The 18,703-nt window shown below is 31.1% G+C and carries 14 protein-coding genes; 8 read left to right on the top strand and 6 right to left on the bottom strand.

Annotated features, from left to right (window positions below):
- Window positions 1–1,497 (bottom strand): hypothetical protein, encoded by a 1,497-nt coding sequence (locus tag NST64_RS02160; protein ID WP_002448402.1) that lies wholly within the window; start codon window positions 1,495–1,497, stop codon window positions 1–3.
- 150 nt (window positions 1,498–1,647) lie between these two features.
- Between NST64_RS02160 and NST64_RS02155 the strand changes: the two genes are divergently transcribed.
- The 4 genes from NST64_RS02155 to NST64_RS02140 all read left to right on the top strand — a co-directional run bounded on the left by NST64_RS02155 (window position 1,648) and on the right by NST64_RS02140 (window position 5,896).
- Complete coding sequence (locus tag NST64_RS02155; protein ID WP_049418896.1) at window positions 1,648–2,793, top strand: glycerate kinase; 1,146 nt, start codon at window positions 1,648–1,650, stop codon at window positions 2,791–2,793.
- A 15-nt stretch (window positions 2,794–2,808) separates the two neighbouring features.
- On the top strand, window positions 2,809–3,528 hold the full coding sequence (locus NST64_RS02150) for a hypothetical protein (RefSeq protein WP_107632285.1): 720 nt from the start codon (window positions 2,809–2,811) through the stop codon (window positions 3,526–3,528).
- 140 nt (window positions 3,529–3,668) lie between these two features.
- Entirely contained in the window at window positions 3,669–4,865 is a 1,197-nt protein-coding gene (locus tag NST64_RS02145) for a multidrug effflux MFS transporter (RefSeq protein WP_002448477.1), read from the top strand.
- A 419-nt stretch (window positions 4,866–5,284) separates the two neighbouring features.
- Window positions 5,285–5,896: a C39 family peptidase gene (locus tag NST64_RS02140; RefSeq protein ID WP_049418902.1), complete on the top strand. Its 612-nt coding sequence runs from the start codon at window positions 5,285–5,287 to the stop codon at window positions 5,894–5,896.
- Window positions 5,897–5,948: 52 nt separating this feature from the next.
- On the opposite strand, the gene NST64_RS02135 is transcribed toward NST64_RS02140, so the two are convergent.
- Window positions 5,949–6,761, bottom strand: a complete 813-nt coding sequence (locus NST64_RS02135; RefSeq protein ID WP_002448624.1) for a metallophosphoesterase — start codon at window positions 6,759–6,761, stop codon at window positions 5,949–5,951.
- A 307-nt stretch (window positions 6,762–7,068) separates the two neighbouring features.
- Here NST64_RS02135 and NST64_RS02130 point away from each other — a divergent pair, with 307 nt between their 5' ends.
- Together NST64_RS02130 and NST64_RS02125 are read left to right on the top strand one after the other, a co-directional pair.
- A complete protein-coding gene (locus NST64_RS02130) occupies window positions 7,069–8,469 on the top strand; it encodes an amino acid permease (protein WP_049418905.1) in 1,401 nt (466 codons plus the stop codon).
- A gap of 132 nt (window positions 8,470–8,601) precedes the next feature.
- Window positions 8,602–10,698, top strand: coding sequence for a cation:proton antiporter (locus NST64_RS02125; protein ID WP_049418908.1), 2,097 nt, complete (start codon window positions 8,602–8,604; stop codon window positions 10,696–10,698).
- 53 nt (window positions 10,699–10,751) lie between these two features.
- Here the strand turns inward: NST64_RS02125 and NST64_RS02120 are convergent, their stop codons facing one another.
- Entirely contained in the window at window positions 10,752–12,578 is a 1,827-nt protein-coding gene (locus NST64_RS02120) for an APC family permease (RefSeq protein WP_049418911.1), read from the bottom strand.
- A 271-nt stretch (window positions 12,579–12,849) separates the two neighbouring features.
- On the opposite strand from NST64_RS02120, the gene NST64_RS02115 reads away from it, so the two are divergent.
- Window positions 12,850–14,343: a serine hydrolase domain-containing protein gene (locus tag NST64_RS02115; RefSeq protein ID WP_049418913.1), complete on the top strand. Its 1,494-nt coding sequence runs from the start codon at window positions 12,850–12,852 to the stop codon at window positions 14,341–14,343.
- Between the two features lie 97 nt (window positions 14,344–14,440).
- Entirely contained in the window at window positions 14,441–15,283 is an 843-nt protein-coding gene (gene yidC / locus NST64_RS02110) for a membrane protein insertase YidC (protein ID WP_002448436.1), read from the top strand.
- A gap of 55 nt (window positions 15,284–15,338) precedes the next feature.
- Here the strand turns inward: yidC and NST64_RS02105 are convergent, their stop codons facing one another.
- The 3 genes from NST64_RS02105 to NST64_RS02095 form a co-directional block, all read right to left on the bottom strand.
- Window positions 15,339–15,812, bottom strand: a complete 474-nt coding sequence (locus tag NST64_RS02105; RefSeq protein WP_002454890.1) for a DUF1440 domain-containing protein — start codon at window positions 15,810–15,812, stop codon at window positions 15,339–15,341.
- 100 nt (window positions 15,813–15,912) lie between these two features.
- Window positions 15,913–16,845 carry a 2-dehydropantoate 2-reductase gene (locus NST64_RS02100; protein ID WP_049418916.1) on the bottom strand — a complete coding sequence of 311 codons (933 nt, stop codon included), beginning with the start codon at window positions 16,843–16,845 and terminating at the stop codon, window positions 15,913–15,915.
- Window positions 16,846–17,098: 253 nt separating this feature from the next.
- Entirely contained in the window at window positions 17,099–18,499 is a 1,401-nt protein-coding gene (locus NST64_RS02095) for an MFS transporter (protein ID WP_002488740.1), read from the bottom strand.
- Window positions 18,500–18,703 lie beyond the last annotated feature (204 nt).

Genomic DNA, 18,703 nt, shown 5'->3' with positions numbered 1-18,703 from the left:
TTAATCTCCTCTGTCTTCTATTACATTAATATCAAACGGCAGTATTTTAAGTTGTTTATTATTTGAAATTTGATAGTACTCTTTGAAATTTTCCTTTGCGGTTTCTTCAGTTGGAGTCATTTCATAGAAATATGTCTCAAATGGCAAATGTTTTACAATAATTTCATTTCTATGTTGTTGAATTTGAGTTTGAATATTATTTAATCTAGCTTCATATTTAAAATGCACAATCGTAAAAATAGCAATAAATACGAATAATAAACATCCTACACAAATTTTTAAAATATTATCATAGCTTTGTTTTAAAGTATGTAATTCAGTAACTAAAGTAATCAATATCACACACCACATTATATAGACAATAAAGAACTGTTGAGACGTTACCTCTGAAATGAAAAAGATAGGTATCGCACTTAAAATAATGGAAATAAAAGCAGCGATTAAAATGATACGATAGTAGCTATCTGTAACTATAATAAAACTAGCCATACTTATACTGACGAAAAAGCTAAAGCATAGTAAGAAATTAATTAGACCATAACTTGTAATCAACGTTGTTTGATTAAAATTAAAGGGTTCAAAAATAAATATCTTGTATATAGGCAATGCAAGTATGCCAATCATTAATAGAATTTGTCTAATTTTAGAAAACGTTTGAAAGCGAGTATTTTTTATAAGTAACCCAATTATAACAATCGCAATCATAGACACTATGACAATATGATTAAAAAACATATAATGTGGAAGGTCATTTAATATTGTAACTCTTAATTTATGAACATAACCTAAGCCATCAATGTGTGCTCTCATTGCTTGAATGTCACTCAGATAATTAATGTACGTCTGGTTAATCAACATTATTAATGTACCACATAATGATAATAGAAACCCTATTAATAAATTAAAATTAATTTTACGTTTTAACATAAAATAAGCCATTAATGTCGTGAATAAAGCTAAATTAACAAAAAAAGTTAATGATTCAGCAAATAATTGCCCACTGAAACAACTTATCCAAAACAAAATGATATTGTACATTTTTAGTTCATCTTTTGTAAATAAAATTTTACTTATAAAACAAAAATGATAGAGAACACATATCATTCCAAAAGCATAACTAAAAAAATAACCAAAGCTTCCATAACTCTCTGAAAAAACTGAATTAGGTATAATAAGTAATAAAATAGTTGCAAGCATGAGATGACGAATTGAAAATGTTTGGCGTATCAATTTGAGTATTAATAAAATAATACTTACTGATATTATTGAATACATAATCATACGTAATATTACCGAACGTACTGCTACAAGCTCAATTAAATTACTAATATAACGTCCATTCAAATTATCAAAATGTTGGTAAAAGGCACTTATGCCTTGAGGACTTCCAAAAAACCAATCGATTCCATGTAAAGGAATGATTAAACCTAAGTAACCGTAAAATAATAATAACCCTATGACCCAGATGTAAAATTCGTGTTGTTTAAAGTTAGACATTTACACTACTCCTCCACTACAATAATGTTAAATTATAGTGTTTAATCGATTCTATTTAATTAAATACCATTATATACTTTTTTTATATTTTAAACATTAAATCATTTTAATTTAGATTTTTATTTATAATTTTAATCGGAAGTGATCTCGTTGAACATAAAAAAAATTGTTATTGCGCCAGATTCATTTAAAGAGAGTATGACTGCTAAACAAGCTGGATTAGCTATAGAACGGGGTTTTAAAAATATATTCGGTGATTCGCTTAAAACAGAGGTTATCCCTATGGCAGATGGTGGCGAAGGTACAACCGAGGCTTTAATAGAAGCATTAGATGCGTCAATTCATAGCATTAAAGTACATGATCCACTATTTAGAGAAGTGACTGCATCTTATGCTCGTTCTAAAGATAATCGTGTAGCTATTATTGAAATGGCAGCAGCTTCAGGATTAGATTTAATTCGTACAGATGAACGTAATCCTTTAATTACTACAACATTTGGTGTTGGCGAATTAATTAAAGACGCTCTAAACCATCATGTGACTAAAATTATATTAGGCATAGGAGGAAGTGCAACAAATGATGGTGGTAGTGGTATGCTGACCGCTCTTGGCGTAAAGTTTCTAAACTCTGATAATGAAGAAATTGAACTTGGTGGTGGTGCTCTTGCTCATTTGACCCATATAGATGCGTCAAATTTAGATTATAGATTAAACGACGTTACCTTTGAAGTGGCATGTGATGTTACAAATCCTTTATTAGGCCCTAATGGTGCCACATATATTTATGGACCACAAAAAGGAGCAACTGAAAAGATGATACCAAAGTTGGATTCCGCACTCGCAAATTATCATGATATGATAGAGAAAGCATATCATATCAGTGTTAAAGATATACCCGGTGCTGGAGCTGCCGGTGGATTAGGCGCCGGTATTCTCACTTTCTTCAATGCGTCATTATCTAATGGCATCGATATTGTCTTAAAAGAAACGCAGTTTCTTGAAAGAATTAAAGATGCCGATTTAGTTATTACAGGAGAAGGAAAAATAGATGTACAAACAATTTATGGTAAAACACCTATTGGAGTGGCAAAAGCATCCAAACAATTCGACTTACCTGTGATTGCGATATGCGGTAGTTTGGGAAAAAATTATCAAGCCGTATATCAACATGGAATTGATAGTGTGTTTAGCATTATAGAAACGCCCTCAGAACTACCCTATTTATTAGCACATGGAGAACGATTCTTAACACAAACTGTTGAAAATATTGCTCGATTAATTAAGTTAAATAATTAAAAAGAGGTGAAATCTATGAAACGTACTGAAAAATACAAAGATTCATATCAATACGATGATCAATATCAACAACGTAATCAAAAAAGTCGGGAGTATCAACAACGTCAACAAGGACGTCAAAATGAAGAAAATTACAGAAGAAATGAACCGCGTCATGAGTATCATCAAAATCAAGGCGATTATGATGAAAATGCTAATCGTTACTATAACGATCGTGACTTTAGACGTGAACAATTACTTGAAGAAGAGAATGAAAAAAATAAAAAATCAAAACGTTGGTTAATCGCTATTATTGCAATTCTTCTTTTAATTATTGGCATTTTTGCGACTAAATCTTATATTGATCATAAAAATGAATCGGAAAATAAACAACATACTTATAATGCAACAAATGATGTATCTAAAAATTATCAACAAGAAGTTCAAAATCAAAGCGATAATATTAAGAAACAAGTTGAAGATGCAAAAAATGATATTAAAGATAAAATAGACACTGAATCACGTCTTAGACAAATTCAATCTCAAATTGATAAATTAAAAAATAATGAAATTACTAAAGAAGACTCTAAATTAACTCAATTTTATCAAGACCAAGTTAATAAATTAAAAGAAGCAAATAATGCACAACAAAACAACGCAAATGAAAACAAAGTGAATGCGCTATTAGATGATGTCAATAATAAAGTAGATGATATCAAGAAAAAACTAAACAGTATTCTTGGTAATAATAATTAATATTCTTATGTATTGTGATAAATTTCAGCTCTAAAAAAATTGATTAAATCAATCTTTTTAGAGCTTTTTATATTTGAAATTACATATTTTCTCAAAAACCTATATAATGTACATTGCAAATCTTTTCAAGGAGTACAATTATGCATAACTCAACACATACTAAATTGCCGATGCTATTACTTATCGTTCTAGGAACAATGACAGCATTTGGTCCAATGATTATAGATATGTATTTACCTGCTTTACCAGCAATTCAGCAACAATTTAATACATCAACGTCAAGCATACAACTTACCCTATCCTTTGCAATGATTGGTCTAGCGCTTGGACAGTTTGTATTCGGACCTTTATCAGATGTATTGGGTCGAAAAAGAATTGCACTAATAATTCTTAGTGTATTCGTTTTAGCTTCATGTAGTGCGATATTTATTACAACATTTCCAATATTTTTATTGATACGTTTGGTACAAGGATTAACTGCCGGAGGTATTATTGTTATCGCTAAAGCTTTCGCAGGAGATTATTACCAAGGAAATACTCTAGCTAAATTTCTTGCTTCTCTTATGGTTGTAAATGGTATAGTGACTATTTTAATGCCGTTACTTGGAGGTTTATCGCTTTCTCTTGGCTCATGGAGAATTATCTTTGTTATTTTAACAGCTATTAGTATGATTATGTTAGGTGGCGTTACTTTCAATATGCCGACCACACATCACTTTGAGCACGTTACTTCCAATTTTAAACATATATTTTCTGACTTTGGACGTTTACTTAAACGACCAAAATTTATTATTCCAATGTTTTTGCAAGGATTAACTTATGTTATGTTATTTAGTTTTTCATCTGCTTCTCCGTTTATCACTCAGAAAATATACCATATGACACCTCAACAATTTAGTGTAATGATTGCAATCAATGGCATTGGTTTAATTGTTGTGAGTCAAATCGTTGCTTTGCTTGTTGAACGTATACATCGCTTTAAAATCTTAATTTATTTGACTTTCATTCAACTTATTGGTGTACTTCTCATTGTATTTACTTTGATATTACAAGGTCCATTGTGGCTTTTATTAGTCGCTTTCTTTTTAAATGTTTGTCCTGTCACTTCAATCGGCCCCTTAGGATTTTCAATGGCTATGGAAGAACGTACTGGTGGAAGTGGAAATGCTTCTAGTTTACTAGGTTTGTTTCAATTTATCCTTGGTGGTTTAGTGTCTCCTTTAGTTGGTCTTAAAGGACAATACAATGTAATGCCTTATATCACAGTAATTGTTATCACAGCAATTCTCATAGTTTTACTTCAATTTTTATATTTTAAAAAATATCAACGTATCTAATGTATTCTTATATTAATAAATGTAATCTAGCATCCATTTTTAATATAATCATCGACTGCCAATATGTTAAGACAATTGTTGATATGCTCCCTTCAAAGTAGATATTAAAACTTTGAAGGGCGTTTTTTATGTCTAGTAAATATAAAATGAAAGCCAATATATTACGATACGTTTTCCAAGAATATGAAAAAGGGATTTCTTTTCAATATATAATCGAATTATTACAGTTAGATATTAATACGCTTTGACCACAAACTAAAAATGAATATATACTTAAAACGATATCCATATTTTAGTAATAATGTTTCTTAGTAAATAATATTCAAACAAAGAATTCAAATGATTATACGCTACTCTAATCAAGGTATATAATAAATTTACTTTAAAACAATGTTTTATTGTCATAAAGGAGAACGTTAATGAATAAAAAATTATTATCTGTTACGCCTAAAAGTCAACTTTTTCCAATCCCTATGATTATGGGTTGTGAAGGCGTTTCTGCAGCTATGTTATTACAATATAATCATCATAATATTAAAGCTACTGATATTATGAAACATTGGCCCACTCATCCAAATAATCCCTATAAAGGCTATGTTGGTCATCATTTACTTGTTAAGTTTGGTCATCACCAAACGATTTTCCCTTCTGCTTATGTTCCATATTTACAAACTTTTGATTCACGTATCGTAGATGGCACTGGTACGAATTTAGAGGAACTAGAAACTGTGATTGATCAAGGACAACCGGTTCTTATGTATCATACAAGTTTAGGTCAAAAACCTTCACGTAAAACGTTTAAATTTGATAACCATACGCGTCAGCTTGTGTCTAACATTCACGTTACATTACTTATTGGATATGACGACACACATTACTATTATATTGATCCTTTATGGAGTCACTTTTTAAGAAAAGTAATTGTGCCTGCATTAGTACCTAATCGCTTCCAGATTATAAAAATTAAAAAAGAATTCATGGAGCTTAGCTTTAACGCCCCTGGTAAAAAATGTATCTATGTAAAACCATAAATTAAAAGAGCAAGAAGCGACTTCCTTCTAAACGTCGTTTCTTGCTCTTTTTTTATTCTATTACAAAGTCCATTAATGCATGATTCATTTCTGAATATATATCTGCTGTTCGCCATTCTCTTTTATAACCTAAACAAGGACATAAAAAGGTTATATTATTTTCAACTAAAGATTTACGAAAATGAACATGTCCCATAATACTGTATTTAATCGGAAACTGCTGATATAATTGATCGAAATCTGATGTACCTATAAATGCATTGAAAAAATCAAAAATACGATGAGGGGTAGGTACTACAAATTTAGAATGTGTTACAATATGTGTCATTAAAATAATTTGTTTATCTTGAAGTTGCTCCAATGCTTGTTTAACATGCTTAGCCGCCTTTTTGGATAAAATCGTATCATCTTCATCCCAATCGATTTTCACTTTATCTTGCCAAGTGGCCCCATAATATTTCCCTTTTTTTAATCGAGTTTCTTCAAACTTTTTATCAGCGTAACTGTAATCATACCAAGCAGTATGGCCTACAATAGCCCAATTATCATTAATTACATATGGATGATCCAACAAACACTCTGGCTTTGTTCTATAAAAATCATAAATATCTTGAGATGTCGTTTCATCCTCTACTTTCCAATAATCATGATTTCCTGGAACAAATAGTACGGGAATATGTAAAGCAGTTTTTAAATCTTTAATAAATTGATAGCTATCTCTAAAATAGTTCGAAATATCTCCTGCAATTAATAGTAAGTCAACCTCTCTATGTTGTACTACTTTAATCAATGTTTCTAGATATACATTTGATTTTAATTTAGGATGTCTATCTATATGTAGATCAGAAATCGCTCCGATTCTCATTCCTCTACTCCTCTAATACATTTTTAAATTTTATCTATTATGCCATAGATTATTATAAATATAAATTATTCTGTTTTTCATAGTTGTATACACATATTTGTTTTTTTGAAAATTAAGAGTATAATAAAATTAACTTTTAACAAAGTTACATATTTAACAAAATTTAAAAAAGGTAAACTTTTAAAAATCTGAATATTCTAATTAATTACAAATTGATCTTTACTCTTTTCTACTTTGTTAAAAAAGTTTTCAAAATTCGAAGAAAACGCTTACTCGATTATCATATTGCTTTCTTAGGGGGAAGTCTATGGCAAGACAGTTAGAAAGAGAATTAAGTAATAGACACATTCAATTAATTGCAATTGGTGGCGCTATTGGCACAGGATTATTTTTAGGTTCTGGACAAACGATTTCGTTAACAGGACCATCACTACTCATCACCTATCTAATTATTGGTATCGTGTTATTTGCTTTTATGAGAGCACTTGGAGAATTGTTACTTAGTAATACACGTTTCAATTCATTTGTAGACATTGCCAACGAATATTTAGGGCCGTTCGGTGGTTTTGTCATTGGTTGGACATATTGGTTATCTTGGATTGTTTCAAGTATGTCTGATTTAACAGCAATGGGACAATATTTTAGTTTTTGGTTTCCAAACGTTCCTCACTGGCTAACTGTATTATTTATCGTACTCTTACTTATTTCATTCAATATGCTTGGTGCAAAATTATTTGGAGAGTTAGAATTTTGGTTCTCTATTATAAAAATTATTACTATTATTGCTATGATTATCGTTGGCTTAGTTATGATTTTCTTTTCATTTAAAACATCGTATGGTCATGCGTCTTTTAGTAATCTTGTAAATCATGGCGGTATTTTTCCAAATGGACCAGCTGGATTTTTAATGTCATTCCAAATTGCTGTCTACTCATTTATTGGTATTGAACTAATAGGTGTTACAGCCGGAGAAACTAAAGATCCTCGCACAGTTATTCCAAAAGCAATTAATAATGTACCTGTTAGAATTTTATTATTCTATGTGGGAGGCTTACTTGTGATCATGTCAGTGATTCCTTGGAATAAGATCAACCCTGATGCAAGTCCATTTGTGATGTTATTTAGTATGATTGGCTTACCTTTTGCAGCAGGACTTGTTAACTTTGTCGTATTAACAGCAGCCGCTTCTGCAACGAATAGTGGTATTTATTCTAATAGTCGTATTTTATTTGGTTTATCTAAACAAGGATTAGGACCTAAAATGTTAAGTAAGACAAATCATCATAGTGTGCCTTACTTATCAATGCTGGTATCTTCTGGAACATTACTTTTAGCTGCATTATTAAACTTTATCTTCCCAGATGCAATTCAATTATTTATTTATGTCACTACCCTCTCAACTGTATTATTTATAGTCGTTTGGGCAATGATCATTATTTCTTACATTATATATGTACGGAAAAATCCTGAAGAACATAAACATAATAAATTTAAACTTCTAGGCGGTAAAGCAATAGCCTATGTTATTCTTGCATTTTTCTTATTTGTATTTGTGTTATTATTCTTTAGTGCTGATACGAGAGTAGCCATATGTATTTCACCAGTTTGGTTTATATTCTTATTCTTGTTTTATAAAAAGTATAAGAAAAACGCTGAATATTTAGCTGAAAAAACACGTCAGCAACCTCGAGAATCAATCAATCATTAGACATTTTATTTAAGCGGAACTGAATTCAGTTTCGCTTTTCTATGTCTTAATAATGAAATATACTAAAATATCTCATTATCTTTTTAATCATGATAAAATATTAATTATTTAAAAAAAGGAGTCACAATACATATGGAATTGTTAGAAGCTTTTTTATTATTTATACTTGCTGTTATCATTAGTTCTATTATTTATCATCGCTTCCCCAACATTCCAACAGCTTTCATTCAAATTGCCTTAGGTGTCGCTTTATTCATCTTACCCATTCCACTACATTTTAAATTTGAACCAGAAGTCTTTATGATGGCTGTCATTGCCCCACTCTTATTTGTGGAAGGGACACATGTTTCTCGAGAAAAACTTCTAGAATATCGAAAACCTGTCGTTCTTATGGCCATGGGATTAGTATTTACAACTGTGATTGGAGTCGGCTTTTTCATCCATTGGATTTGGCCTAATTTACCGATGCCAGCTGCTTTTGCTATTGCAGCTATTTTATGTCCGACAGATGCAGTTGCTGTATCAGCCATTACTAAAGGTAAAGTATTACCCAAAGGGTCTATGGCAATTTTAGAAGGAGAGTCTCTATTAAATGATGCTGCAGGTATTATTTCTTTTAAAATTGCAGTCACTGCCCTGGTGACAGGTAGTTTTTCAGCTATGAATGCAATTGGTCAGTTTCTACTCTCAACATTTCTTGGTATTTTAGTAGGTGCAATAATTGGCGCTTTAGTCGTCAGTTTACGTGTTTACCTCACTTCTAATAAAGGTTTAAAAGATAGTAATACATTGACTTTCATCCAATTACTTACTCCTTTTGTCATTTATTTTATTGCTGAAGAAGTTCATGCTTCTGGGATTATTGCAGTAGTGGTAGCTGGGTTGATTCATGGTTTAGAACGAGATCGTCTCATTCGCGCCCAAACTGAATTACAAATGAACTACAATCAAATTTGGAATACATTAAGTTATGCATTAAATGGCTTTGTCTTCGTCGTTTTAGGATATATTGTGCCAGAAGTTATTTTAGAAATTGTACGTAATGAACCACAAAATTTAGTTTTTCTAATTGTGGTAGCATTCCTTATAGCATTTGCCATCTATATCTTTAGATTTATTTGGGTCTATGTTTTGTTCAAAGATTTTTACTATCCGAAAAATGTTGAAGCATATCTCGATGACGAAGAAGAAACACAACCACCAAAACGGAGTCGTTATGCATTTATTATGACTTTGTGTGGCATTCATGGAACGATTTCATTGTCAATGGCATTAACATTACCATTCATTATTAACGGCAATCAAAACTTTGATCATAGAAACGATTTACTATTTATTGCTTCAATGATGGTACTCATCAGTTTAATTTTTGCACAAATGATTCTTCCGTTCATTACGCCATCCAAACAACAATCACACTTCAAAGGTATGAGTTATCAATCCGCTAAAATTTTCATGATTCAACATGTTATTCGCACATTAAAAGAAAAAGCAGCTACGCACAAAGATATCGATTATCGACCTATTCTGAATCAATATTTTAATGAATTATCATTTTTAATCGACATGGAAAGCGATGATAAAAATACGAAAGAATTACATCGATTAAGAGACATTGCAGAAGAAGTTGAAACTGAGACACTTCAACAGTTAATTAAACAGGAGCGTATTACTAAAAAAGATTTAAGTGATTATCGCAAAGTAATGGAATTTACACAATCATTTAGAGAAATGTCTTTTATTGAGAAATTAAATCGTTTTAGTAAGTTAATCATACTTAGATTTAAAGCGCGAAAAGATTCACATCATAGTGTGAATCAATCCTCATTTGAACAACAGCGCTATACTGACAGAAAAGAATTAAGAAATAACTTTAAAAAAGTACAACACATTATACGTATTGTTAACCGTCAGGTGACTTTGAGACTTCAAGAAGAACAAAATAGCACAAATGTCCTCGAAGTCAGTTTAATTATCAACCAATATTACGCACTATCACGTACGTTAAGACAACATCATAATCGAAAACATCAACGTGAAGAAAATAAATTTATGCATGAATTAAACACTCAACAACAATATGATGCTAAATTAGATGCATTGTATACTCAGCGTCAAATTTTAGACGAATTGATTTCTAAAAATAAAGTTACCAATGAAATTGCCACGCAATTACGTGAAAATATTAACTATAATGAAATTGTACTTGCCAATGAATTAAATCATTAATATATAGAAAGAACTCAAGAGACCTGTATCTCTCGAGTTCTTTTTATTTTCTTCTACTTTTGTAATTTATAAGGAACCGTCGCTAAAATAACATTTTTTTGATAGAATAAATGCATTTTTAATCGCAAACTCGTTTGATTGTGTAAAAAGTTATGCCATGGTTTTTTAGGAATAAATTCAGTGACAACCACTGTGATGACATAGTTTTGAGCATTCGCTTTTTTATTAATTTTATCGATAAATCGAGAAATCGGACGAATGACACTGCGATATTCTGAGTGTAACGTCACTAGTCTAATATCTGGATATTGTTTGTTCCATTTTTCAATAAATAAATTATCAGTTTGGTCTCCGAAAGATACATGTACAGCAATCACATCATCTGCAATCATATGTGCATAATAAATAGATTTATTTAATGCTGTAGTGATCGTATTAACGGGTACAATCGCTAGATTTTTATCAACTACTGGCATATCTTGAACAATTTTAGTTGTGCTAAGTTGCTCAGCAATATCCTTGTAGTGTCTATTAATACGCGTAAATATATATACAACAATCGGTAAAAAGATTAAGATTGGCCATACTTGGCTAAATTTCGTAATTAAGAAAATCATAAATACGATAAAAGTAATAGTCCCCCCTATAGCATTTGCAATAAGTTTAGTAGACCATCCTTTTTCACGACCACGAATCCATTTTAAAACCATTCCATATTGAGCTAGTGTAAAAGGAATAAATACACCTACTGCATATAAAGGAATAAGATTTTCAGTTTTACCATGGAAAAAGATAATAAGCAACATTGCACAAATGCCTAATGTAATAATTGAATTTGAATAACCTAAACGGTCTCCTCTTACGTTAAACATACGTGGCATATATTTATCTTTTGACATACTTGCAGCTAACATTGGAAAGGCTGTGAATCCAGTATTAGCAGCAAGGACAAGAATCATAACAGTCGTTACTTGTACAAAATAATATCCTACATTATGCCCTAAAATATTCATTGCAAGTTGAGATAATACAGTTGTTTCAGTCTGTGGCATAATACCATACCAATATGCTAATCCCACAATACCTACAAGTAAGAAAGCTAATATCATTCCCATAGTAATTAACGTTTTAACTGCATTTTTAGAACCAGGATCTTTAAAGTTTGTTACTGCATTCGAAATAGCTTCTACACCTGTTAGAGATGATGCACCTGAAGAAAATGCTTTAAGTAATAAAAATAATGTGACACCTGGCACTGCGGTTCCTACTGTCGCATGCATATGAGGTTCAGCTTGTCCTGTTGCCACTTTCCATGTTCCAATAACAATCATGACTATTAATCCAAGTATAAATAAATAAACTGGATAAGAGAGCACAGTTGCTGACTCTGTTAAACCACGTAAATTCATTATTAGAATAAATAGTACTAATAAACATGCAATGAATACTTTATGGTGATATAATCCTGGAAACGCTGCGACAAAAGCATCCGCACCTGATGAAATACTTACTGCGACGGTTAAAATATAGTCTACTAATAAAGAGCCACCTGCAAGCAATCCCCATTTTTCTCCTAAATTTGTTTTAGAAACCATATACGCTCCTCCGCCTTTAGGATAAGCATATATAATTTGACGATATGATAGAATCAATGCCGCAAGTAGCACTAAAACAGCGGCCGCAATGGGCAATGTATACCAAGATGCAATAGCTCCAACCACAGATAAAGTAATTAAAATCTGTTCTGGACCATATGCTACTGAAGATAATGCGTCAGAAGATAAAATTGCTAAAGCCTTAAAGTTACTTATTTTTTCATTTTTTAAGTCTCTATTTTTTTTGGGCTTACCAATAATAAGTCTTTTAAGTTGAGTGAACATAATCCATCCTTACCTCTTTTTATATTCATTTTTAATGGATAAAATATACTCCCATTTAGTGAAAAAGTATACATTTCCACGGAAATAATATAGTATAAATTACATTTTAAGTAACTTTTTACAATTATATTTTTGAAATATTTTCTTTTTACCAGTTTTAAAGAGGTGTCAACAGTATTTAATATTTGTATAGAGCCGTTTAAGTTTAAACTTGCTATACTATTTTTAGAGGTTTAATTTTAAGAAGTATTAAGTAAGGAAGTAAGGGAAAATGAAAAAAAAATTGATCATGATTGGGATGATTTTATTAGTAGGAATCATTATTCTTTCCATAGCTATTAAATTAAAATCTAGTTATTCAATGTTTAGTCCATCGTCACAAAGTTATATCGATAACATGATTGTTAATAAAATGAAAGACGATCATATTCCAGGAATGTCCGTTCTTATTGTAAAAAATAATAAGACGATTCTTAATAAAGGCTATGGTTTTTCAAATATTAAAAAGAAATCCAAAGTCACACCACATACGCGTTTTGAAATTGCTTCAAATACCAAAGCATTTACTGGTTATGCAATGATGCAACTTGTTGAGGCACATAAAATCAATCTCAATGATAAAGTCAGTCAGTATATTCCAGGTTTCTATATGAAATATAATCATAAAAAAGTAGATATCACAGTAGATCAATTGATTGCTCAAACAAGTGGTATTTCAGGAGACATCACAAATGATGACAACATCACAAAAGACACAAACAGTCTAGAAGGCCTTGTTCATAGTATCAAAGGACGTAACTTAGATGCTAAACCAGGCAAGCAATTTGAGTATTCCAACATGAATTATGATATTTTAGGTTTGATTGTTCAAAAGGCTTCTCATCAATCATATGCGAATTATTTAAGCACACATCTTTTCACTCCATTACATATGACGCAATCAACAGTAAAAGAAAGTAATATGAAAAAGAACAATGATGCTCAAGGGTATGTAATAAAAAAAGGAAAAGCTTATGCTGATAGTCCTGAATTTAATTTAGGAGATAATCCAGCTGCTTATATGATGACGAACACGAAAGATTTAGCCTCTTGGTTGAAGTTTCAACTTAATCCGCCAAAAAAAGTAGCATCATTAGTTCAACTAACGCATCAGCCTAGAGTTAAAGCAATAGATCATTCTCAAGACGTTCACTATGCAGCAGGTTGGTTTATTGATGATAATCATTCAGAAACAATTGTATATCATCCTGGTACACTTGAAAACTATTCTTCATATATTATTTTAAATCCCAAAAAAGACTATGGCATTGTAGTTCTTGCTAATAGTTATTCAAAAAATGTAGCCGAACTTGCACAGCATCTCAATATACAAATGAGTAATGGTCAACATATTAAAACGTTACAATATCTTATTAATCAGTGGAATATCGTATTTATCATCATCACTATTATTTTACTGATAGCTGTAGCAAGTGTTTTTCTAATAATCTATCGCTTAATTTTTAAATTTAAGTCTATTTATTTTAAAACGATGTCTGGTGGATTACTCATCAAAATAAGTATGATGATGTTAACTTTCACACTTATTTTAGCGATACTTCACTTACTTCCAATACTCTTATTATCAAATTCTGATTGGCGTTTTATGATGTCATGGTTACCATTACAAGTGAAAATAACATTATTTAGCTTCGTCTTATTACTGACAAGTCTATGGAGTTATTTTATCCTTAAAATCACAACGCTATCCAAACGACCAATATAGTCTATTAAAACATGTATGTCTTCTTTTCTTCATTATTATGTTAAGCTTATATCACTAAGACTAAGATTATTAAAGACCAGTGTATAGGAGTTTAAATATGAAAAAGAAATGGTTCTTATTACCGATGTCCTTAATAATGCTTGCAGGTTGTGACTATTCTCATAAAGAAGCACAACACGGCCTGTTTTATACTGTATTTGTAAAACCGATGGATGATTTACTCCATGTCTTAGGACATGCATTCAACGAAAACTATGGTTTAGCTATTATCGTCATTGTATTTATATTGCGTTTAATACTGATGCCACTCATGTGTATTCAAGTAAAAAATATTCATGTTATTCGTGGCAAAACAGATGTCGTAAAACCAGAAATTAATAAAATCCAAGAAAAAATTAAAGAAGCTCAATCGCCTGAAGAACGACGTGCAGCAAATAAATTATTAATGAAAAAATATAATGAGTATGGAATCAATCCTTTTAAAAATTTAATTGGCACATTTCCAATTTTAATTCAAATTCCAATTCTTCTCGGATTATATACGTCAATTAAATATCCAACAAGTGGTGGTATTACTCAGCATCCTCATTTTTTATGGTTTAATTTAATGCATACTGATATCATCATGACCATCATTGCAGCTGTGATGTATTTTATACAACCTCTTGTCAACTCAATCCATTATCCTAAAAATGAACGTCGATCTTATTATGTCATGATGGTCTTATCTCCTTTATTTATTACTTATGCATCATTACATTCAGCATCAGCGTTAAGTTTATATTGGGCTATAAGTGCAACGTTTTTAATTATTCAAATGCATTTTGCTCATAGTCATTATGCGAAAGTCGGTAAAATTGAGGGAGAAAAATTAAGACAACGCATAGAAATAAAGCGTCAAACTACTTCAGAAACATCCTCAGACACTTCTAACCATTGATAAGATTAATTATATAAAAAGGAAGAGCGAGACTCTCACGCTCTTCCTTTTTTATTTATCGATGACTATTTCGTATTAAATCAATCGTATTCATCCAAACAATATGACCTAATAATTCTGAAATGCGTTCTTCTTTAGGTAAATCTTTAACTTGTGGTGTTAGATTTAATTTAGGTAGTATATATTCATGAAAAGCAATATGAATCAAAATACCGAAGAATGTGCCTCTTAATGTCGTCACTTTTGGACACTTTTCAGCAAGTAATCCATATACGATAGCATTTGCAATTGAAAAGCCATAATGAATGCCCATGACAGTTATAGGTATATCGTTCTCGTTATAACGGTACGTAGCATGTTTAACATTGTCAGGTAAATTCAATTTATGCAGTAATGTCATTGGTGGTGGTTCTTCTTCACGTTGTGGTGTTCTAGGAGGGATGAGTGCTTCCCATCCCATTTTAACTGCACCGCTTAATAATCCGCCAATAACGCCCGTCATGATAACTCTTTTCGTTGATTGTTTCATTAATTTCACAACTCCTTATCTCACTATATATTATATTTACCCTTAATGATTACAAATTAAAAAGTGAGTTAATCACTTTTAACTCACTTTTGCACTCTATTTACTTAGCTTGACGTTGCTTTTCTTTGGCATGTACCATGTTCGCTACAAATTGATTAATTGGCGCATCGATATGATGTTCTGAACCTAAGCGAGCCACTGCTCCGTTAATGTAATCAATTTCAGTACGTCGATTATTATTAATCAAATCTTGATACATTGATGGGAAATGTGGACCTACTTTATCATTTAAATCGATAAGATAGTGATAGACTTCATCTGCATTTAAATGTACATCATCAACAGTAGCAACTTCTACTATCTCTTTAGTAATGTCATATACAAGTTTTCTTGCGTATTCACTTTCATTTAATGTTGATAAACGACATTCTAAAATGGTACATAGCGCATTTGCTGTACCATTTACACAAATCTTCTTCCAAATAGATTGTTGCAAGTCTTCACTTTTATGTGGATTAAGTTTTGCTTGTTCTAATAGATTATATATCACTTCAACATTATTCTGTCCCTCTGGCACAAGAGAACCTATCTCTACTGGACCACTACCCATTAAATGAGTATGTCCAGGTGATTCTAATCCGGCCGTCCATGTAGTTACACCACGAACAATACGTGATTTATCTACATAATTTACAATACGGTCTTCATGTTTTAAACCATTCATTGTACACACCATAATTGTTGTATCATGAATATGTGGCTGGATATGTGTTAACATGCTCTCAAGTTGCATAGCTTTTGTAAATAAAAATACAATATCAAATTGAAGATCACTTGGTATTTCTGTATCTTGATACATAGGAATGTTTAAATGATAGTCTTCTCCATTTATATCAATATGTAAACCTTCATGTTTTACAGCTGTTGCTTGTGGCTCCCAACCATCAATGAGTGTAACATCATTACCTTGGCGATATAACATTGCACCGAAACCACTTCCCAACGCTCCTGAACCAGCAATTGCTATTTTCATAACATTCGACTCCTTCTTTTAATATTATTTTTAAAATACTACTTTAATAAAGTATCGTCAATAATATAAACAGAATATTCTAAATAATTTGATAAAATTAGAACTATTTTTATTTTTCAATAATTGATGTAGAAGTCATTATCACTCTGTATAAGGACTCATTATTATGTTTACATTTATTCTTTTATCAATAAAAAAATCTGAGGCACTCTAGCGCACCTCAGATTTAAATGGTATGAATATCCAGTTTTAATTAAGCACGTTTAGTTTTACTTGGAATTAAGAAGAAAATGACAAAGAAAGCAGTTAAAACGATGATGGCATTAAAGAGTACGCCCGCCAAACCTCCAAGTTCTAAATTCATTTTCGCTGCACAAACACCATAAATCGTACTTGATAAAGCTACACCAAATGCATTTCCTAATGATGAAGCCATTTTATACAATCCAGAGGCAACCCCCACTTTATCATCTGGCGCTTGATCAACTGCTGTATCTGTAGATGGTGTTGCATACATACCGAGCCCAATACCAAATAATAGATAACCAATAATACTTGAAATAATATAAAACAAATTAGGTAAGAAGGTTAGTGATAAAAGTAGTAACCCTAAAAATGTAAATCCACTACCTATGAGCAATGGCTTTTTAGCACCTAATTTTTGTAATAGTTTTTCACCTACACGAATCATTACAAGAACTGCTACTAAATAAGTGATAGAGATTAATCCTGCTTGTAATGAAGTGAAACCTAAATGACTTTGGTAGTATGTATTTACTACGATGAGCGTACCACCTGCTACTCCATTTAACATGAAGTTTGAAAGTGTAGCACCACTATATCCTTTATTCTTAAATAAACTAAAATCAACAAGTGGGTTCTCAGTTTTAAATTCACGAAGGACAAAGAATATACCAGCAATTAAAAATATTCCAAATAATGATAGAATGACAGGTGATAATAATCCACGATCAGATGCTTGTGTTACCATCACATTGACACTTAATAATGTAATAACTAATAAAATCAAACCTATAACATCAAATTTTGAACCGCTATTGTCTGTATCAGTATCTGGTTCATTTTTTGTTTCTGGCGTGTGTTTAATTAAGAAAAATGAAAGTATCGACAAAGCAATAGAAATAATAAAAATCCATTGCCATCCTATTGTTGAAGCGATAAATCCACCGAACAATGAACATATTCCACTTCCGCCCCATGAACCAATAGACCAAAAACTTAATGCACGTTGTCTTTCTTTTCCTATGTAATATTCATTAATTATCGCAAGAGTTGATGGCATAATGAATGCACCTGATAAACCTTGCAAAGCACGTCCAATCAGTAATAACCATGGAACTGGTGTAATAATCAATAATAATGAACCAATGATATTTAAGCCTAGTCCCAAATAAGTCATTTTGACGCGACCAAATTTATCAGCAACATCTCCAGCACCTACAATAAACAAACCAGAAAATAAGGCAGATAAGCTCACTGCAATATTAATGGTACCCAAATCGGTATTAAATGATGATTGTAGTGTGGGCACAATATTAAGTAACGATTGCGCAAACAACCAAAATGTTAATACACTAATAATAATTCCAACGAGTAACCGATTATCTCCCTTAAATTCTTTTGAAGACTCCATTATAAAAAAATTCCTCCTACTTTGCCCAAAAACTATATAATTTTAAACTACATTAAAATTTTATCATAGCTTACTATAATGGGATATAAAAATCTTTTTTTCTTTTTAAATATTATTTTCCAAAATAAATTATCATTTATTATAAATTAAGTGCTAAGTATTTATAAGTAAACATTTTAAACTATCAACTTTAAATTTTCCATA

Origin of the sequence: Staphylococcus sp. FSL W8-1268, assembly GCF_038003965.1 — a bacterium.
Taxonomy (GTDB): domain Bacteria; phylum Bacillota; class Bacilli; order Staphylococcales; family Staphylococcaceae; genus Staphylococcus; species Staphylococcus hominis.
The sequence above is the reverse complement of the archived record's forward strand: the minus strand, read 5'-3'. Positions and strand labels throughout refer to the sequence as shown.